We start from the raw sequence: 15,691 nt of genomic DNA, 5'->3' as shown, positions 1-15,691 counted from the left end.
CTCAGGGGAACCGGATCACGGTGATCCCGGCGAGCACGAAGAAGACGAGCACCACCAGGGTGCCGCTCTGCCCGCCCGATGAACTGGTCACCACCTGTTCGACGGCGCCGGTCAGCCGCACGCCGCAGTCGGCGACGACGGTGTGCCTGCCCGCCTCGATCCGGGTGAACTCGACGGCCGCGGTGAAGGCGCCGGTGCCGTCGGCGTAGGCGCCGCCGACGCGCTCGCCGTCCGACGTCAGCGTGACCCGCTCGCCGGGCGTGCATCCCTTGCCGGTCGCGGACAGCGCGTCGCCGGGGCGCACGCTCGGCCGGTCGAGGATCAGGTCGTCCGGGCCCGGCGGCGTGCTGCTCGACGACGGGACGTCCGTCGACGGCGGGGGAGTGTCCGTTGTGGACGGTGGCGTCGTGGGCGGCGTCGTCGTGGTGACCGGGGTGGTCGGAGTGGTGGTCGTCCCGGGTCTGGTCGGAGTGGTCACCGGGGCGGTCGGCTTCGTGGTCGGGGGCACCTTCGTCGTCGGCGGCGCCGTGGTCACGGTCCCGGTCACCTGGAAGGTCGCGCTGCCGGTCAACGGATGACCGGTCCGCGCGTTCGTGCACGTGCCCGTGACCGGGTGGCCGCCGGGAGTCGCGTTGCCGGGCACCGTCGCCCCGATCTGTCCGCTGGGCGCGCTGACCGACGTAATGGCCGTTCCTTCCCAGGTGAAAGAAATCGGGCCTTTGCACGGAGAGAAATTCCAGGAAATGGTGAACGAACTCCCCACGGGGCCGCTCGAAGGTTTCAAACCAACCGTGGACTGATAAGGAGACTGCTGCGCGTTTCCCGCCCCCACCTGGGAAATCAGGAACAACAACCCGGTCACGATGCCGAATATCAGGCGAACCACGATACGCATTGGGACGTCCCTCTCCGGTCGGTACTCGCTGTAGTATTCCGGCCCGTCGGATAACGCGAACAGGGGATGCGCAAAATGGGACGTGTCATCGCGGCAGGGGTTGCGTTGGGTCTGTGCGCGGTCCTCCTGAGCTCGTCACCGGCGGTCGCGGACGGTGGCGGACTCGACCTGGCGGTCACCTTCGACGACCGGCCGATCACCAACGCCACGGTCGTGATCGATCCGGCGAAACCACTCGAACTCACCGTCACGGCGACCAACAGCGGCGGGACCGCGGTCAAGGTCCGTAGTGTGCGGGTGTCCGGCGTGGCGCTCGCCTTGACCTTCTTCGCCTACGACACGACCGCGCCGTTCGAAGTCCCCGCGCACAGCCGCGTCACCAGGACCTTCGTACTGGACATGGCCGACCTCTCCGGTCAGGCGATCGGGTTGCTCCCGTCGACGGTCGAACTCCTGGACGCCCAGCGCGGAACCCTCGGCGAGGCCACCACGGTCGCCGATATCCGCGGGTCCTTCTGGTCGGTCTACGGCGCTTTCGGGCTCGCGATGCTCGTGCTCACCGTGCTGGCGTGGCTGACGGCCCTGCTCGCGCTCGCCCGCCATCGGCTTCCCGCCAACCGGTGGCGCCGCGGTCTGCGTTTCCTGCCCGCCGGATTCGGCACCGGGCTCGTCGCCGTCGTCTCGCTGTCGGTGCTGCGGCTCGTCCCGCCGGAGCCCGCGATCGAGATCCCCGTGGTGCTCGGCGCCGCCGTCATCGCGTTCCTGCTCGGCTACCTGACCCCGCATCCCGCGCCGGGCCCCGCCGGTGACGAGACGGTCCGCTTTCCCGACTCCACCAAGGAATTCAACCGATGAGCGCACCCGCCGAGGTCGTCGCCGCGCTGCCGCAATACGAGATCGGGCCCGCGATCGGCCAGGGCGGAATGGGGGTCGTCTTCGCCGGCGTCCACCGCTCGCTGCGCCGTGACGTCGCCATCAAACAACTGCCGTGGGACGTGCTGAACCACGCCGTCAGCAGCGAGCTCTTCGACCGCGAAGCGCGGGTACTGGCCAGCCTCGACCACCCGCATATCGTGCCCGTGTACGACTACGTGCGCACCGGCCGCGAGCACCTGATGGTGATGGAACGCCTCGACGGTGGCACGGTGCACAGCCGCTTCCGCAGCGGGGAGATCGGCGGGGAGCAGGCCTGCGCGATCGGGCTGGCGATGCTCGCCGGGCTCCACGCGGCGCACGAAGCGGGCGTGCTGCACCTCGACGTCAAGCCGAAGAACCTGCTCTTCACCACCCAAGGTGTGATGAAGGTGGCCGACTTCGGCATCGCGAAGGTGATCAGCGAGGGCGCCACCCTCGTCACGCACGGCGGCGAGGTCCTCGGCACCCCCGCCTACATCGCGCCGGAGCAGGCCATGGGCAACGCGCTGAGCCCGGCGGCCGACGTCTACTCGGCGGGCACGGTGCTCTACGAACTGCTGTCCGGGAAGCTGCCGTTCGACAACACCCGCGGCGCGATCAGCATGATGCGCCAGCACATGTTCACCGATCCGCGCCCGATCGACGGCGTGCCGTCGCCGATCGCCGGGGTCGTCATGCGCAGCCTTTCGCGCGAGCTCGACTCCCGGTACCGCGACGCGGAGACCTTCGCCGCCGACCTCGCCTCGGCCGCCACCGCTGTGTACGGACCGGGCTGGCTGGAGCGGTCCCGCGTGCCGGTGCGGCACCTGACCCCTCGGGTGATCGCCGCGTTCGGCACGCCCACACCGACAGAGGACGGCCCGACTCGGCCAGTCCACCGCCCCGCGCCGGATCCGACGCTGTCGGCGACTCGCGCGAGCTTCGAGCCCGTGTCCCGGACCCGCTCGGTGCTCTGGTTCCGGCTGGCCGCGGCGGTCGCCGCGATCGCGCTGGTGGTGCTCACCCTGCTCACCCCGGAACGCCTGCCGCACGAGGCCACGACGCTGAAGATCGACGGCGTCGGCGCCTCGTCCGCGCCCCTGGACCTCAGCAAGACGTTCGCCGTGACCGGGGAGGGACGCCCGGAACAGGTGACCCTCGACCTTTCGGCCGCCGGGATCCCGCTCGGTTCCGCGTCGGCGGTGCCGAAACCCGACGGCGAGGGATTCCGCGCGGATCTCGCTTTTCCCGGGCTCACCCGCTGGATCGCCGGCGGAGCCGTCACCGCGACCTTGACGGCCGACGGCGTCCCGAGGACGTTCACCGTCGTCACCCGGCAGCATCCGCTCGCGAGCGCGCTCGGCGCGGGCAGCCTGATCCTCGCCCTCTTCGCCTTGGCGTATCTGGAATCCGGGCTGCGGACCATCCGGAACGGTCACCGCTGGCGGGGTGCGCTCGTCGGCGGCCCGGTGCTCGGCCTGCTGTTCGGCGCGGCGGCGTGGCTGTGCGTCTCGGTCCTGCGAGTGCACGAACCAGCGGTGCTTTTCGGCGTCGGCTGTTCGATCGCGGGTGCCGTGGCGGCCGGTTTCGTGGTCGCGGCCGCCCGCGCCCGGCGTACGCGCTGAATCTCCGGGGGGGCAGCCGCCCTGGGCCGCCCCCGCTACGGGATCACGACTTGCGGTGCTTGCCGTCGTCGTCGGTGACCTCGAACTGTTCCTTGCGCACCTTGCCGGAGATCGTCTGGTCCTCGGTGACGGTCTCGGTCTTGAGCCTCGCCCGCTCCACCGCCACGGTTTCCTTGTTCACCACCGGTTTCTCGGCGTGGAGCACGACTTCCTGCTCGTCCTCGCCGATCTCGGCGCGCTCGCCGCCCGGTTTCGTGATGGGCTCCCGTTCGATCCGCACCTCCTCGTGGCTGACCGGCACGGTGACCTGCTGTTCCTCGGTGACGACGTACTTGCGCAGCCGGACGTGTCCGGTCTCGACCTGCTCGGTGCCGACGTTCAGCCGTTCCTCGGACCGCGTCATGGTGGGATCGGCGTCCCGGCGCTTCTTGCCGGTGTCCGTTCCCGTGTCCATACCTGCCCTGGTCCGGCCGGCCTCGTCCTGGTCGCGGCCCCGGCCCCGCGCCCGGTCGTCCATCCGGCCGTCCGGCGAGGTCCGCGGCATCGGCAGCCCGTAGTGCTTGTAGAGCTGCGCGCTCTCCTCGGCCGACAAGTGGCCGTCGGCCTCGATGCGAGGTGCGTCGGTGACCGCGTCCTTGTCGACGCGGACGTGCACACCGTCCTTGTCCGCGTGCGCCCCGGAGAGCGGCACGAAACTCTCCTTGGTGCCGAACAGGCCCGTCTTGACGGTGATCCATTCCGGCTGGCGAGTCGCGTCGGCGAGGTAGACGTTGCCCACCTTGCCGAGCTTGTTGCCGGTCGGGTCGACCACGGCACTGTCGATGAGTTCCTGCGGCTGCATGGTCTTCGCCATCGGTCCCGCTCCTCTCGGAAGATCCTTGCTGTGAAGCCCACCGTCGAACGGGCCGGTGATCACGGCAACCGTCGTGATGCACCTGTGGGTGACCCCGGAAAGTGGTGGTTTGAAGCCGCGATCACGGGCTAGGGGAGCGGTGTCGTCGCAGGTGAAAGGGGGTCTCCGGGAGGTGACCGCCGGTCGCGGGGGATGGCGCGAACGTGTGATCACGAAAATCGGATGCGGGGCTCCGGAGACGTGACCTACCCTCGTGATCGTGATGCAGCAACTGCTGTTCCTCTGAGGAACGACGCCTCCACCGGTACCGCGAGCCGCGATACCGGATTTCGTTCTTCCTGCTCATCACTTCACCGGAGGCAGTTCCTTCATGTCATCCCCTCTTTCGCCCGCGCCTGTGCGCGCGGCGCACGTCCGCCTGTCCGGCGTCCACCTCTCCTACGGGGGACGGCCCGTCCTCGCCGGGGTGGACCTCGTCGCCGGTGCCGGCGAACGGGTCGCCATCGTCGGGGAGAACGGTCGCGGCAAGACCACCCTTCTCCGGGTACTCGCCGGTGACCTGGCCGCCGACCGCGGCGAGGTGCACCGTTCCGGGTCGGCCGGAGTCGCCGACCAGCAGATCCCGCTCGGGCCGGACGACACCGTCGGCGCGTTGATCGACCTCGAACTGGCAGCCGTCCGCAGCGCGCTGGCCCGGCTCGAGTCCGCCACCGAGGCCCTCAGCGACGGACGTCCCGGAGCCGAAGACGCCTTCGCCGCCGCACTCGAAGAAGCCGAGGCCCTCGACGCGTGGGACGCCGACAGGCGGGTCGAAGTGTCACTGGCCGCCTTGAACGCCGTCGACGACCGCGACCGTCCACTCGGGACACTTTCGGTCGGGCAACGGCACCGGGTCCGGCTGGCCTGCCTGCTCGGCGCCGGGCATCCGGTCCTGCTGCTCGACGAGCCGACCAACCACCTCGACGCGGCGGGGCTCGACCATCTCACCGAGCGGTTGCGCGCCCATCCGGGCGTGGTCGTCCTGGTCAGCCACGACCGGGCCCTGCTCGCCGACGTCGCGACCACGGTGGTCGACCTCGATCCGTCGAGCGACGGACGGCCGCGCGTTTATGGCGGCGGGTACGCGGCCTATGTGGAGGCCCGCCGGGCCGAACGCGCCCGGTGGGAGTCGGCGCACGCCGACCAGATCGCCGAGCGGCAACGACTGGCCGACGACCTGTCCGCGGCGCGGAACCGGTTGCGCGACAACTGGCGGCCGCCCAAGGGCACCGGCAGGCACGTCCGCGCCACACGCGCGCCCGGGCTGGTCCGCGCGGTCCACCGGCGGCAGGAAGAGCTGGCCGAGCACGTGGTCGCCGTTCCGCCGCCGCCCGCCCGGTTCGCCATGCCGGAGCTGCCGGCGCACGGAGGCGCGACGCTCCTCCGCGCCGCCGGGGTGACCGTGGCCGGGCGGCTCACGCGTCCGGTCGACCTGGCGCTGGAGAGCGGCGACCGGCTGGTCGTCACCGGCCGCAACGGCGCGGGTAAATCGACGCTCCTGGCCGTGCTGGCCGGGGAGCTGGAGCCCGGGACCGGCACGGTCACACGTTCGCGGTCCGCGCGGATCGGCAGGCTGGGCCAGGAATCCGACCTGCCGGGCAGGCGGACGGCGATGGAGCTGTACGACGAACAGCTCGCCAGGACCGGGATCCCCGGGCCGGGGCTGGGCGAACTGGGACTGCTCGCAGGCTACGACCGGCACCGGCCGGTGGCCGAGCTGTCGGTCGGTGCCCGGCGGCGGCTGGACCTGGCACTGGTGCTGGCCCGGCGTCCGCACGTCGTGCTGCTGGACGAGCCGACCAACCACCTCTCCGCCGCACTCGTCGACGAGCTGACCGCCGCGCTCGAAACGACCCCGGCGGCGGTGGTGATCGCCACGCACGACCGGCAGTTGTCACGGGACACGGAGTCCTGGCCGAGGCTCGCGTTGTGAGCCGTCAACCGCGGTGGGCGAGGGTGTAGCGCACGGTCTGCGCGAGCACCACGCTCCCGTCGTGCTCGCGGAGCGGTTCGAGCTCCGCGAGCACGGCCCGGCGGACGGCGTCGAGGCGGTCTTCCGGGACCAGCTCCCAGAACATCCGCTGGCCGTGCGACCAGGACCAGGTGATCCAGTGCCCGGGGTCGGCGAACTTCACCGGATAGACGCGTTCCACGGACGTGACACCGGTGAAGCCCGCCGACTCCACGGCCTGACCGAATCCTTCGATGGTGGCGAACAGGCCCGACCTGACGGCCAGTGTCCAGGCCAGCTCCGGCGGAACGAACGGTTTGAACACCTCGCGCACGACCGCCCACCGGGGATCGTCGGCGCCGAACGTGGTGACGCCCAGCCGGCCGCCGGGCGCGAGGAGGCGATGCCAAGACCGCAGGCCGGCGACCGGATCGGGCAGGAAGAACACCACGAACGACGCGAGGACGGCATCGAAGGCGGCGTCGTCCAGCGTCGGTTCTTGGGCGTCCATAAGGGAAACCGAGGCGTTGACTCCGCGCGACTCGATGTCCTTCGCGGTGCGCTCGATCATCTCAGCGGAAAGGTCGATCCCCAGCACCGATCCTTCCGGGCCGACCCGCTCGGCCGCCGGGAACAGCACCGCGCCCCGCCCGCAGCCGACGTCCAGCACGCGCTCGCCGGGGACGAGCCCGGCCCGGTCGAGCAGTTCCGTGGCGAACGCGCCGAAGAAGTCGACGCCGAGCGCGTCGTAGGTCTCCGCCGTCCGGTCGAACAGCCGCGCCATCGCCTGCCGGGTGTAAGCGCTCATGCACAGGACGATGACCCCGCGAAAACGGTGTTGTCAAACGGTTGCGGGGGATTTGTCATGTCGCTCCGAGCGTTGGTGCGCGGAGTTCGTCCCGGCGTGCCGGTTTCTTCCGCCGGCCGGGTGGCCCCTGCGCCGCCCCTGGCGATCATGTCGCGAAAGCCACTTTCGAGACGTCTGTTGTCCCGAAAGTGGCTTTCGCGACACGCGCGCTCACCGGATCGACTCGGTGCCGGTGTTGTTGCTCGCCCTGAGTACATGAAGGTCGAGTTTCCTCGGCTGAGCCGAGGGAAGGGGGCCTTCACGGACCGGGCCTGAGATCAACCGCAGCCGGAATCCATGGGTACCTGAGGCCCGACGCGCACCACTCAATAGAAGGCGCGCGAGACCTGCGAAAGCACGATGAGCCCGCAGACGACCAGGTTCTTGTACTTGTGGTCCACCAGGATGGCCACGAATTCGCGGAGGGTGGCGCTCGGCCAGAAGTACCAGGCCGTCGGCGACCCGATGACCTGGCCGTTCACCTTGGCGCGGCGGGCGATGAGGGCGGCGCGCAGCACGTGGAAGTTGTTCGTGACCACCGTGCACCGGTAGTCGGCTTTCCGCTGCTCCATGATCTCGGCGCTGAAGGTGAGGTTCTCGAACGTCGTCCGCGAGCGGTCTTCGAGGAGGATCCGCTCCTTCGGCAGCCCGTTCTCGACCAGATAGGCCGCCATGGCGTGGGACTCCGGCAGGTCCTCGTCGGGTCCTTGTCCGCCTGAGGTGACCACCATCGGCTCCCGGCCGCGTCGGGCTTCGGCTTCGATGACGCGTTTGGCCCGGTTCAGGCGGCCCGCCAGCAGCGGCGGCACCCGGTGCCCGTCCAGCAGACCCGAACCCAGCACCACGACGAAGTCGATGCCCTTTTCGGTGCGGATGCGGCCGTAGACGATCGAGTACAGGAGGAAACAGACGAAAAGGAACGAGAAGTAGACGACGAGTCCGTTCAGGATGCCCCGGACGATGTCGAGCGGCTCCCAGGCGAGTTGGGTGACCGTCGCGTTGAAGACGATCAGCGCGCAGATGCCGAGCCCCGTCAGCAGCGAAAGGACGTTGGCCAGCCGCCGCCCCTCGCGGCGCAGCATGGTGATCCCGTTGCAGATCAGGAAGACCGTCAGCGCGAGCACCGTCGGGACGATCATCAGGATCACCCCGACCGCGACGAAACCCGCCGCCTCGGGGGAGACCGAGGCGAGCAGCGCGATGAACGTCACGCCGAGGAACAGCAACGCGAAGAAGAGATAGAAGCCGTTCCTCAACCGGCGCCGGTCGCGAAGGAAGCTCACGAGGAACGCCGCACAGCACAAGGCCGCGATGGCGAAGGGGATGGCAGCGGCCTTCACGAGAACTCCAGCCTGGGGACGATGCGGGCACTCGGGTGTCGGCACGCGGCGGCATTCAAGCACACGACGGAGCCGCCGAAGGCGACCTCTCGTTGGTGTGTCGCTTTTCCCGACCCGAGTGGGTCACCGGGCGCGCTGCACCGGCCGCTCGTCCCATACCGGTTCCGCGGTTTCGCGCACGTGCCCGTCCGACCCGAACACGAGATACCGGTCGAAGGAGCGCGCGAACCACCGGTCGTGCGTCACCGCGATCGTGGTCCCCTCGTAGGCTTCCAGCGCCTGCTGCAGCGCTTCCGCCGAGGCGAGGTCGAGGTTGTCGGTCGGCTCGTCCAGGAGCAGGATCGTCGCGCCGCCGATCTCCAGCAGCAGGATCTGGAACCGCGCCTGCTGGCCGCCGGACAGCTTCTCGAACCGCTGGTCGCCCTGGCCGTCGAGTTCGTAGCGGCGCAGGATGTTCATCGCGGGCCCGCGGCTTCGCGCGTAGCCGGTCCAGAGGATGTCGACGAGCGTGTGCCCGAGCAGTTCCGGGTGGGCGTGCGTCTGCGCGAAATGGCCGGGGACGACGCGGGCGCCGAGTTTCCACAGTCCGTCGTGGGCGACGTCCTCCCCGGCCAGCAGCCGCAGGAAATGCGATTTGCCGGAGCCGTTCGAGCCGAGCACCGCGACCCGTTCGCCGTAGAAGACCTCCAGATCGAAGGGCTTCATCAGGCCGCGGAGTTCGAGGCCTTCGCAGGTGACGGCGCGGACACCGGTCCGTCCGCCGCGCAGGCGCATGGTGATCTTCTGTTCGCGCGGGGGAGCGGCGGGCGCGCCGGCCTCCTCGAACTTCCGCAACCGCGTCTGCGCGGCGTGATAGCGCGAAGCCATCTCGTCGCTGCGCGCGGCGTACTGCCGCATGTCGGCCACGAGTTTCTTGAGCTGGGCGTGCTTTTCGTCCCAGCGACGGCGGAGTTCCTCGAAGCGCTCGAAGCGTTCCGCGCGGGCCTGGTGGTAGCTGTCGAAGCCGCCGCCGTGCACCCACACGTCGCCGCCGGCGGGCCCGGGTTCGACGCTGATGATCTTGTTGGCGGCCCGCGCGAGGAGCTCCCGGTCGTGGGAAACGAACAGCACGGTCTTCTGGGTCTCACGCAGCCGCTCTTCCAGCCACTGTTTGCCGGGGACGTCCAGATAGTTGTCCGGCTCGTCGAGCAGGAGCACGCCGGACCCGCCGAGGAGCAGCGCCTCCAGCACCAGCCGCTTCTGTTCCCCGCCGGACAGCGTGCGCACCTCACGCCAGCGCGCCTTGTCGTACGGCAGGTTGAGGGCCGCCGTCGTGCATTTGTCCCACACGACTTCGGCTTCGTAGCCGCGAGCGTCGCCCCAATCGCCGAGCGCCTGCGCGTACGCCATCTGGTTCGCTTCGTCGTCGCGTTCCATCAAGGCGAGTTCGGTCTCGTCGACCGCGCGGGCGGCGGCGCGGAGTGCTTCCGGCGACACCGAGACGAGCAGATCCCGCACCGTCCGTTCGTCGCGCACCGAGCCGACGAACTGGGGCATCACCCCGAGCCCGCCGCTGATGGTCACCGATCCACTGGTGGGGGAGAGCTCCCCCGAGATCAGCCGCAGCAACGTCGTCTTGCCTGCCCCGTTGGCGCCGACGAGTGCGCAGACGCTGCCCTCACCGACGCGGAACGAGACGTCGTCGAGGAGCAGCCGTCCGTCGGGCAGGTGGTACTCGACGTGTGCGACCTCGACGTGACCCATCTCGACAGCCTGCCCGCGCGATCGGGAGTCACGCAACGCAATATCTCCGGTAGTGTCGGTGACGTGGAGCGAACCTACTTCGGCGTGCGGCTCAAGCTGATGCTTGCGCTGTTCCTGCCCGGGTTGTTCGTCCTGCTCCCGGTCGTCGGCGGGATCAACCCGCTCGGCCTGGCCGCAGCCCTGACCGCGTCCCTCGCCGCCGTCCTGCTCGCGCTCGCGGCGCATTTCCGCCTGGAACCCGCCGCCGCCGCGATGCGGGTGCGCGCCATCAGCCTGCGCGAACGCGCACAGCTGTTCTTGAGCCTGCGCGACCCCGACGCGCGTGGCCGCGTGCGGCCCCGGGCTCCGTCACCGGGCATCGCGACTGCCTGACCCTTCCGTTCGAAGGTGAGGCAGTCACTCCTGCCCACCCACCTTCGACCGACGGAGTGACCTGGTCATGTTCGATGTCTTCCTGTACCCCGTTTCCGCCGTTCTCTGGTTCTGGCACAAGGTTTTCGGCGCCGTTTGGAGTCCCGACTCCGGCGTGGCCTGGGTGCTGTCCATCGTGTTCCTCGTCTTCACCCTGCGCCTGCTGCTGGTCAAACCCGCCCTCGGCGCCTTGCGCGCGGGCCGTCGCATGCAGGCGCTCGCGCCGCGGCTGCGGGAGATCAAGGAGAAGTACGGCAAGGATCGCCAACGGATGACGAAGGAGATCCAGAAACTGCACGCCGAAACCGGGGCGAACCCGCTGGGCGGTTGTCTCCCGGCGCTGATCCAGCTGCCGGTCTTCCTTTCCCTGTACTGGGTTCTGCGCGATTTCACCCCAGGAGCGCAGTCGAATCACGTGTTCGACGCCGCCGGCGTGCGGTCGTTCTTGAACGCCGACCTCTTCGGCGCGAAGCTCGGCAACTGGCTTTCGCAACCGGCGGCCGAGCTGGCCGCGTTCGGCACGGATCACGTCCACATGATCGCCGTCGGGGTGCCGCTGATGCTGCTCGCGAGCCTGGCGACGTTCTTCTCGATGCGCTCGGGACTCGCCCGGCAGACCGCGACCGCCCCCGAGACGGCGGGGATCACCAAGCTGATGATGTACCTGGCACCGGTCGGCATGCTGGTCTCGGGATCGTTCTTCCCGGTGCCGATCGGGGTGCTGCTGTACTTCCTGGCCACCAACGTATGGACGCTGGGACAGCAGCATTTCCTCACCAAGGTCGTCGACAGGGCGGAGGCTAGCCGCTGACAGCCGAGCGGCGGGCGGCCACCGAGTACTGAACCGCCTTCCGCAGTCCGGGCAGGGCGGTGTCGACATGCGCCGCAAGCGCCTTGACGGCTTTCCGGTTCGCGCGATTCTCTTTCGACGTGAAGACCGTGCGGACGTCGCCCTCGTACGACAGCATGGCGAGGACCGCGTCCTCGATCGCGAAGGTGCCGGGGTCTTCGCCGCTCAGCACCACGTTCCGGATCGGCTCGCGCAGCGCCCGCGTCCGCTGAGGTTCGGCCAGGGTGATGTCGCGAACCGGGAAGATGCCCATCGCCCGGCGCTTGTCGACCCTGATCGTCCCGGAAGCGGCGAGCTGGTCGCGGACGATGTTCTCGGCCTTGTGCCAGTCGTGGTCGATGAGGGCGAACCAGCGGCGGGGCTTCTCTTCGCGAGCGTCTTCCAGCACTTTCGCGAGGAACGGGTCTCCCGGAGTGAGGCCCGCCGCTGCCGCGCGGGCGGCCTTCCCGTCGCGATCGGCGAGAAGACCCGCGACGACCAGCTCGGTCACCGCGGCCGCCCGCAGGAGCGTGCCTCGCACCGGGGCGCTGGTGGGGTCGAGCCGGTTCTTCTCGGTGTCGTAGCCGAGCAGGTACATCCGCTGGGGCAGTGACTCGGTCATTTCGTCCTCCCGCCGCACAGCATTCCGTTCCGCGGGACGAAGTGCCAGGCGGCGGCGGAACATCAGGGCGAAGAACTGTTCGGTACCGGCGTGTCGGGCAAAGCCCGATGGGGAATCATCGCGCTCGCCCGGGAACTGTTCCCGGGCGGGTGGGTGTTCCCGGCGCCGTCCGGCGCCGGGAACGCGTTCGCAGGTGGCGCCCCGTGATCGACGCGGCGTCCTCGGCCAGTGCCGACGGCTCGCCCTCGAACACCACCGTCCCGCCGTCGGCTCCCGCCCCCGGCCCGATGTCGATGACGTGGTCGGCGTGCGCGATCACCCGTTGGTCGTGTTCGATCAGGACGAGCGTCGCGCCGCCGTCGACGAGTTCGTCGCAGAGGGCCAGCAACCGGTCGACGTCGCTGCCGTGCAGCCCGGCGGTCGGTTCGTCGAGGACCAGGCGCAGTTCGTCCGCGGGGCCGGCGTCGGCGAGATGGCGGGCGAGCAGCAGCCGTTGCCGTTCGCCGCCGGACAAGGTGTCGAGGCTCTGCCCGATGGTCAGGTAACCGAGCCCGACCCGGTCCAGCCAGCGCAACCGCTGAGCGATCGCGGGGTGTTCGCCGAAGAGCGCGGCGGCGTCCGCCGGGTTCATCGCCAGGACGTCGGCGATGGTCCGCCCGTTCAAGCGCGCGGCGAGCGCCTCCGGGTTGAACCGGGTGCCGCCGCAGGCGTCGCAGCCGGTCTGGACGTCGTCGAGGAACGCCAGGTCGGTGATGATGACGCCCTTTCCCTTGCAGACCGGGCACGCGCCGCGGCCGTTGGCGCCGAACCACGACGGATGTTTCCCCGTGGCCTTCCCGAACGCTTCGCGGATGGGCTCGGCGACGCCCAGCACCGTGGCGGGGGTGGACCGGATGCCTCCGCGCAGCGGAGCCTGGTCGACGACGACGAAATCGGGATGCTGCCGGGGGAGTTCGCCCGTGATCAGGGTGCTCTTGCCGGAACCGGCGACACCCGAGACGACGGTCAGAACGCCGAGCGGCACGTCGACGGTGACGTCACGCAGGTTGTGACTGCGGGCGCCGGAGACCGTCACGGCTCCTCGCGCGGCGCGGGTCCGCTCCCGGAACCGAAGCGGGGTACCGAGAATCCGCCCCGTCTCGGTGCCGGCCGCGATGAGTTCGTCAGGGCGGCCCTCGAACTGGACCTGCCCACCGCCGTCACCGCCGCCGGGCCCGAGATCGATGACGTGATCCGCGGCCGCGATGACCGCGGGATGGTGCTCGACCACGAGGATCGTGTTGTGCGCGTCGCGGAGCTTGGCCAGCAGTTCGAGGAGGCGGTGCACGTCGTGCGGGTGCAGGCCGGTGCTGGGCTCGTCGAACACGTAGCAGACGTCGCTGAGCGCACTGCCGAGATGGCGGACGATCTTGACGCGCTGGGCTTCGCCGCCGGACAGCGTCCTCGACTCCCTGGACAGGCTGAGGTAGCCGAGCCCGACCGATTCCAGCGCGTCGAGGCGTTCGCGGATCGCCTGCAGCAGCGGCGCCACCGACGGATCGGACACTTTCGCGGCGACGTCTCGCAATTCGCCGACCGGTAGCGCGGACCAGTCCGCGATGGAGCGTCCGTCGATCAGGCTGCCGCGTGCCGCCTCGGACAGGCGGGTTCCCGCGCACTCCGGGCAGACGCCGCGGGTGACGACTCCGGCGAGTCCCTCCCGCTCCTCGGCCGTGAGCCGTGAGGGCGTCTTGCGCAGGTACGTGTCTCGCAGCCGCGGGACGATCCCGTCGAAGAGGCCGTGCTTGGGGTAGTCGTCACCCGGATCGTCGAGGGGGAGCCCTTCGGCGTGCAGCAAGGTCTCGACCTTCGCCGGCGGCAACCGGTCCAGCGGGACATCGGGGTCGACGAGTCCGGAGTGGACGAGCCGTTTCCACCGGTAGGTCCCCGGCGCGAACGTCGGGAAGCGCACGGCGCCGTCGCGCAGGCTCCGCGAGCGGTCGAGCAGCCGGTCGAGATCGATCTCGTCGACCACGCCGAGCCCTTCGCAGCGCGGGCACATCCCGGCCGGATCGTTGAACGAGTAGGCGGGCGAGAATCCGGCGTTCGGCTCGCCGATGCGGGAGAACAGCAGCCGCAGCAACGGCGCGATGTCGCTCGCCGTGCCCACGGTGGACCGGGCGTTGCCGGTGAACCGCCGCTGATCGACGATCGTCGTGAAGACCAGCCCGTCGATCCGGTCGACGTCGGCGGGCGGATGCTGGGGCAGCCGGTTCCGCACGAAGGCGGGGTAGCTCCCGGTGACCAGGCGTTCGGCCTCGGCCGCGATCGTGTCGAAGGCCAGCGACGACTTCCCGGATCCGGACACGCCGGTGAACACGGTCAGCCGGTGTTTCGGCACCCGCACCGAAACGTCGCGGAGGTTGTGCGTCCGGGCGCCTTCCACGGTGATCCACCGGCCACGGTCTGCTTGAACTTTCGCCATGACTCGAGGCTACGATGAGATGTGGCCGGTTTTCGGCCACAATTACGGGAGGCGTCGTGACGGCACCACGGGAACGGATGCTGCGGCTGTTGTCGCTCCTGCAGTCCGGCCGGGCGTGGCCCGCGGCCGAACTCGCGACGGCCATGGAAGTCCCGCCGCGCACGCTTCGCCGGGACATCGACCACCTTCGCGGGCTGGGATATCCCGTGGAGAGCAGCCGCGGCCCGGGCGGCAACTACCGGCTCGTCGCGGGAACCGCGCTGCCGCCGCTCATGCTGGAACACGACGAGGCGATCGCCACCGTGCTCGGGCTGCGGCTCGCCGCGGCGGGCGGCACCGGCGTCGACCTGACCGCCGAATCGGCCGACCGCGCCGCTGCGAAGCTCCGGCGCGTCCTGCCGGCGGCACTGCGCAGGCGAACCGACGAAATGCTCGCCGCGGTCGAGTTCGGGAGCGGCGAACAGCCGCGGGTCACCCAAGACGTCCTGAACGTCCTCGCCGCGGCGATCGCGGCTCGCCGGTGCCTCGAGTTCGCGTACACGGCGAAGGACGGCCCGTCGTCACGGACGGTCGAGCCGATGCGCCTGGTCCAGCTCGGCAGGCGGTGGTACCTGTACGCGTGGGACCTCGGCAGGCGGGACTGGCGGAGTTTCCGTCTCGACCGGATCGCCGGGCCGAAGACAACGGACGTGGCGTTCGAGCCGCGGGAACTCCCGGTCGACGACGTCGCGGCTCATCTCCAGGAACGCTTTCACAGCCCGAAATCGCTCCGGATCACGCTGACCCTGGACGTCGGCGCGGACGAGGCCGCGGCCCGGCTGCATCGGATCGACGGGAGTTTCGAAGCCCTGGGCGACGACAGGTGCCGGTACGTCGCCCATGTCGACTCGTTCGAGTGGCTGGCCGTCGTTCTCTTGCTCACCGACATCGGGTTCACGGTGGAGGAACCGGCGGAATTCGGCGAGTACCTCGCGCGGACGGGGGAGCGGCTGCTGCGGGGCGCCACCCGCCCCACGGGTTAGGGCCACGACCTCTTGCAGGTGCACGGATGGCGCTTTCGCGTGTTTGGATGGACGACACGCGTGATCCTGCGGACGACTCGTGGCGTGATCCCGGCCGCGGTCGTGTCGTCCGATCAGTCACGCGTGTCGTCCACCGGATCACGCGTGTCGTCCGAT

General features: G+C 70.0%; 14 protein-coding genes. 7 read left to right on the top strand and 7 right to left on the bottom strand.

Annotation, left to right across the window (positions count from 1 at the left end):
• Position 1: 1 nt before the first annotated feature.
• Positions 2-643 carry a hypothetical protein gene (locus tag ACZ1DY_RS25685; RefSeq protein ID WP_257486061.1) on the bottom strand — a complete coding sequence of 214 codons (642 nt, stop codon included), beginning with the start codon at positions 641-643 and terminating at the stop codon, positions 2-4.
• Here ACZ1DY_RS25685 and ACZ1DY_RS25680 point away from each other — a divergent pair.
• The 3 genes from ACZ1DY_RS25680 (at position 633) to ACZ1DY_RS25670 (ending at position 3,414) form a co-directional block, all read left to right on the top strand.
• The gene (locus ACZ1DY_RS25680; RefSeq protein WP_257486062.1) at positions 633-800 is read left to right on the top strand and encodes a hypothetical protein; all 168 of its coding nucleotides are present in this window, start codon (positions 633-635) and stop codon (positions 798-800) included. The genes ACZ1DY_RS25685 and ACZ1DY_RS25680 overlap by 11 nt on opposite strands.
• Positions 801-970: 170 nt before the next feature.
• Positions 971-1,750: a hypothetical protein gene (locus ACZ1DY_RS25675; protein WP_257486063.1), complete on the top strand. Its 780-nt coding sequence runs from the start codon at positions 971-973 to the stop codon at positions 1,748-1,750.
• The gene (locus tag ACZ1DY_RS25670; RefSeq protein ID WP_465481125.1) at positions 1,747-3,414 is read left to right on the top strand and encodes a serine/threonine-protein kinase; all 1,668 of its coding nucleotides are present in this window, start codon (positions 1,747-1,749) and stop codon (positions 3,412-3,414) included. Before ACZ1DY_RS25675 ends, ACZ1DY_RS25670 begins: the two co-directional genes overlap by 4 nt.
• A gap of 43 nt (positions 3,415-3,457) precedes the next feature.
• Here the strand turns inward: ACZ1DY_RS25670 and ACZ1DY_RS25665 are convergent, their stop codons facing one another.
• Positions 3,458-4,267 (bottom strand): DUF2382 domain-containing protein, encoded by an 810-nt coding sequence (locus tag ACZ1DY_RS25665; protein WP_465481124.1) that lies wholly within the window; start codon positions 4,265-4,267, stop codon positions 3,458-3,460.
• Between the two features lie 370 nt (positions 4,268-4,637).
• Between ACZ1DY_RS25665 and ACZ1DY_RS25660 the strand changes: the two genes are divergently transcribed.
• Positions 4,638-6,239 carry an ABC-F family ATP-binding cassette domain-containing protein gene (locus tag ACZ1DY_RS25660; RefSeq protein ID WP_257486066.1) on the top strand — a complete coding sequence of 534 codons (1,602 nt, stop codon included), beginning with the start codon at positions 4,638-4,640 and terminating at the stop codon, positions 6,237-6,239.
• A gap of 4 nt (positions 6,240-6,243) precedes the next feature.
• Here ACZ1DY_RS25660 and ACZ1DY_RS25655 read toward each other — a convergent pair whose 3' ends face one another.
• From ACZ1DY_RS25655 to ACZ1DY_RS25645, 3 genes are all read right to left on the bottom strand, one after another.
• Positions 6,244-7,065: a class I SAM-dependent methyltransferase gene (locus ACZ1DY_RS25655; protein ID WP_465481123.1), complete on the bottom strand. Its 822-nt coding sequence runs from the start codon at positions 7,063-7,065 to the stop codon at positions 6,244-6,246.
• A gap of 365 nt (positions 7,066-7,430) precedes the next feature.
• The gene (locus ACZ1DY_RS25650) at positions 7,431-8,444 is read right to left on the bottom strand and encodes a YdcF family protein (RefSeq protein ID WP_465481122.1); all 1,014 of its coding nucleotides are present in this window, start codon (positions 8,442-8,444) and stop codon (positions 7,431-7,433) included.
• 123 nt (positions 8,445-8,567) lie between these two features.
• The gene (locus tag ACZ1DY_RS25645) at positions 8,568-10,187 is read right to left on the bottom strand and encodes an ABC-F family ATP-binding cassette domain-containing protein (RefSeq protein WP_465481121.1); all 1,620 of its coding nucleotides are present in this window, start codon (positions 10,185-10,187) and stop codon (positions 8,568-8,570) included.
• A 63-nt stretch (positions 10,188-10,250) separates the two neighbouring features.
• On the opposite strand from ACZ1DY_RS25645, the gene ACZ1DY_RS25640 reads away from it, so the two are divergent.
• Both ACZ1DY_RS25640 and yidC read left to right on the top strand, forming a co-directional pair.
• A complete protein-coding gene (locus ACZ1DY_RS25640) occupies positions 10,251-10,559 on the top strand; it encodes a DUF6412 domain-containing protein (protein WP_465481120.1) in 309 nt (102 codons plus the stop codon).
• A 67-nt stretch (positions 10,560-10,626) separates the two neighbouring features.
• Entirely contained in the window at positions 10,627-11,409 is a 783-nt protein-coding gene (gene yidC, locus ACZ1DY_RS25635; protein ID WP_465481119.1) for a membrane protein insertase YidC, read from the top strand.
• Here the strand turns inward: yidC and ACZ1DY_RS25630 are convergent.
• Together ACZ1DY_RS25630 and ACZ1DY_RS25625 are read right to left on the bottom strand one after the other, a co-directional pair.
• Positions 11,399-12,049: a GOLPH3/VPS74 family protein gene (locus ACZ1DY_RS25630; RefSeq protein WP_465481118.1), complete on the bottom strand. Its 651-nt coding sequence runs from the start codon at positions 12,047-12,049 to the stop codon at positions 11,399-11,401. The genes yidC and ACZ1DY_RS25630 overlap by 11 nt on opposite strands.
• Before the next feature lie 115 nt (positions 12,050-12,164).
• On the bottom strand, positions 12,165-14,513 hold the full coding sequence (locus tag ACZ1DY_RS25625) for an excinuclease ABC subunit UvrA (protein ID WP_465481117.1): 2,349 nt from the start codon (positions 14,511-14,513) through the stop codon (positions 12,165-12,167).
• 56 nt (positions 14,514-14,569) lie between these two features.
• Between ACZ1DY_RS25625 and ACZ1DY_RS25620 the strand changes: the two genes are divergently transcribed.
• On the top strand, positions 14,570-15,535 hold the full coding sequence (locus ACZ1DY_RS25620; protein WP_257486073.1) for a helix-turn-helix transcriptional regulator: 966 nt from the start codon (positions 14,570-14,572) through the stop codon (positions 15,533-15,535).
• Positions 15,536-15,691 lie beyond the last annotated feature (156 nt).

The organism is Amycolatopsis sp. PSD-21, from assembly GCF_055561455.1.
Note: the sequence above shows the minus strand (reverse complement) of the source record. Positions and strands in the feature narration are given on the sequence as shown.

Excerpts from the sequence above, each read along its gene's own strand:
- ACZ1DY_RS25675 (WP_257486063.1), top strand. The coding sequence starts at position 971 with ATGGGACGTGTCATCGCGGCAGGGGTTGCGTTGGGTCTGTGCGCGGTC.
- ACZ1DY_RS25670 (WP_465481125.1), top strand. The coding sequence starts at position 1,747 with ATGAGCGCACCCGCCGAGGTCGTCGCCGCGCTGCCGCAATACGAGATC.
- ACZ1DY_RS25665 (WP_465481124.1), bottom strand. The coding sequence starts at position 4,267 with ATGGCGAAGACCATGCAGCCGCAGGAACTCATCGACAGTGCCGTGGTC.
- ACZ1DY_RS25660 (WP_257486066.1), top strand. The coding sequence starts at position 4,638 with ATGTCATCCCCTCTTTCGCCCGCGCCTGTGCGCGCGGCGCACGTCCGC.
- ACZ1DY_RS25655 (WP_465481123.1), bottom strand. The coding sequence starts at position 7,065 with ATGAGCGCTTACACCCGGCAGGCGATGGCGCGGCTGTTCGACCGGACG.
- ACZ1DY_RS25645 (WP_465481121.1), bottom strand. The coding sequence starts at position 10,187 with ATGGGTCACGTCGAGGTCGCACACGTCGAGTACCACCTGCCCGACGGA.
- yidC (WP_465481119.1), top strand. The coding sequence starts at position 10,627 with ATGTTCGATGTCTTCCTGTACCCCGTTTCCGCCGTTCTCTGGTTCTGG.
- ACZ1DY_RS25630 (WP_465481118.1), bottom strand. The coding sequence starts at position 12,049 with ATGACCGAGTCACTGCCCCAGCGGATGTACCTGCTCGGCTACGACACC.
- ACZ1DY_RS25625 (WP_465481117.1), bottom strand. The coding sequence starts at position 14,513 with ATGGCGAAAGTTCAAGCAGACCGTGGCCGGTGGATCACCGTGGAAGGC.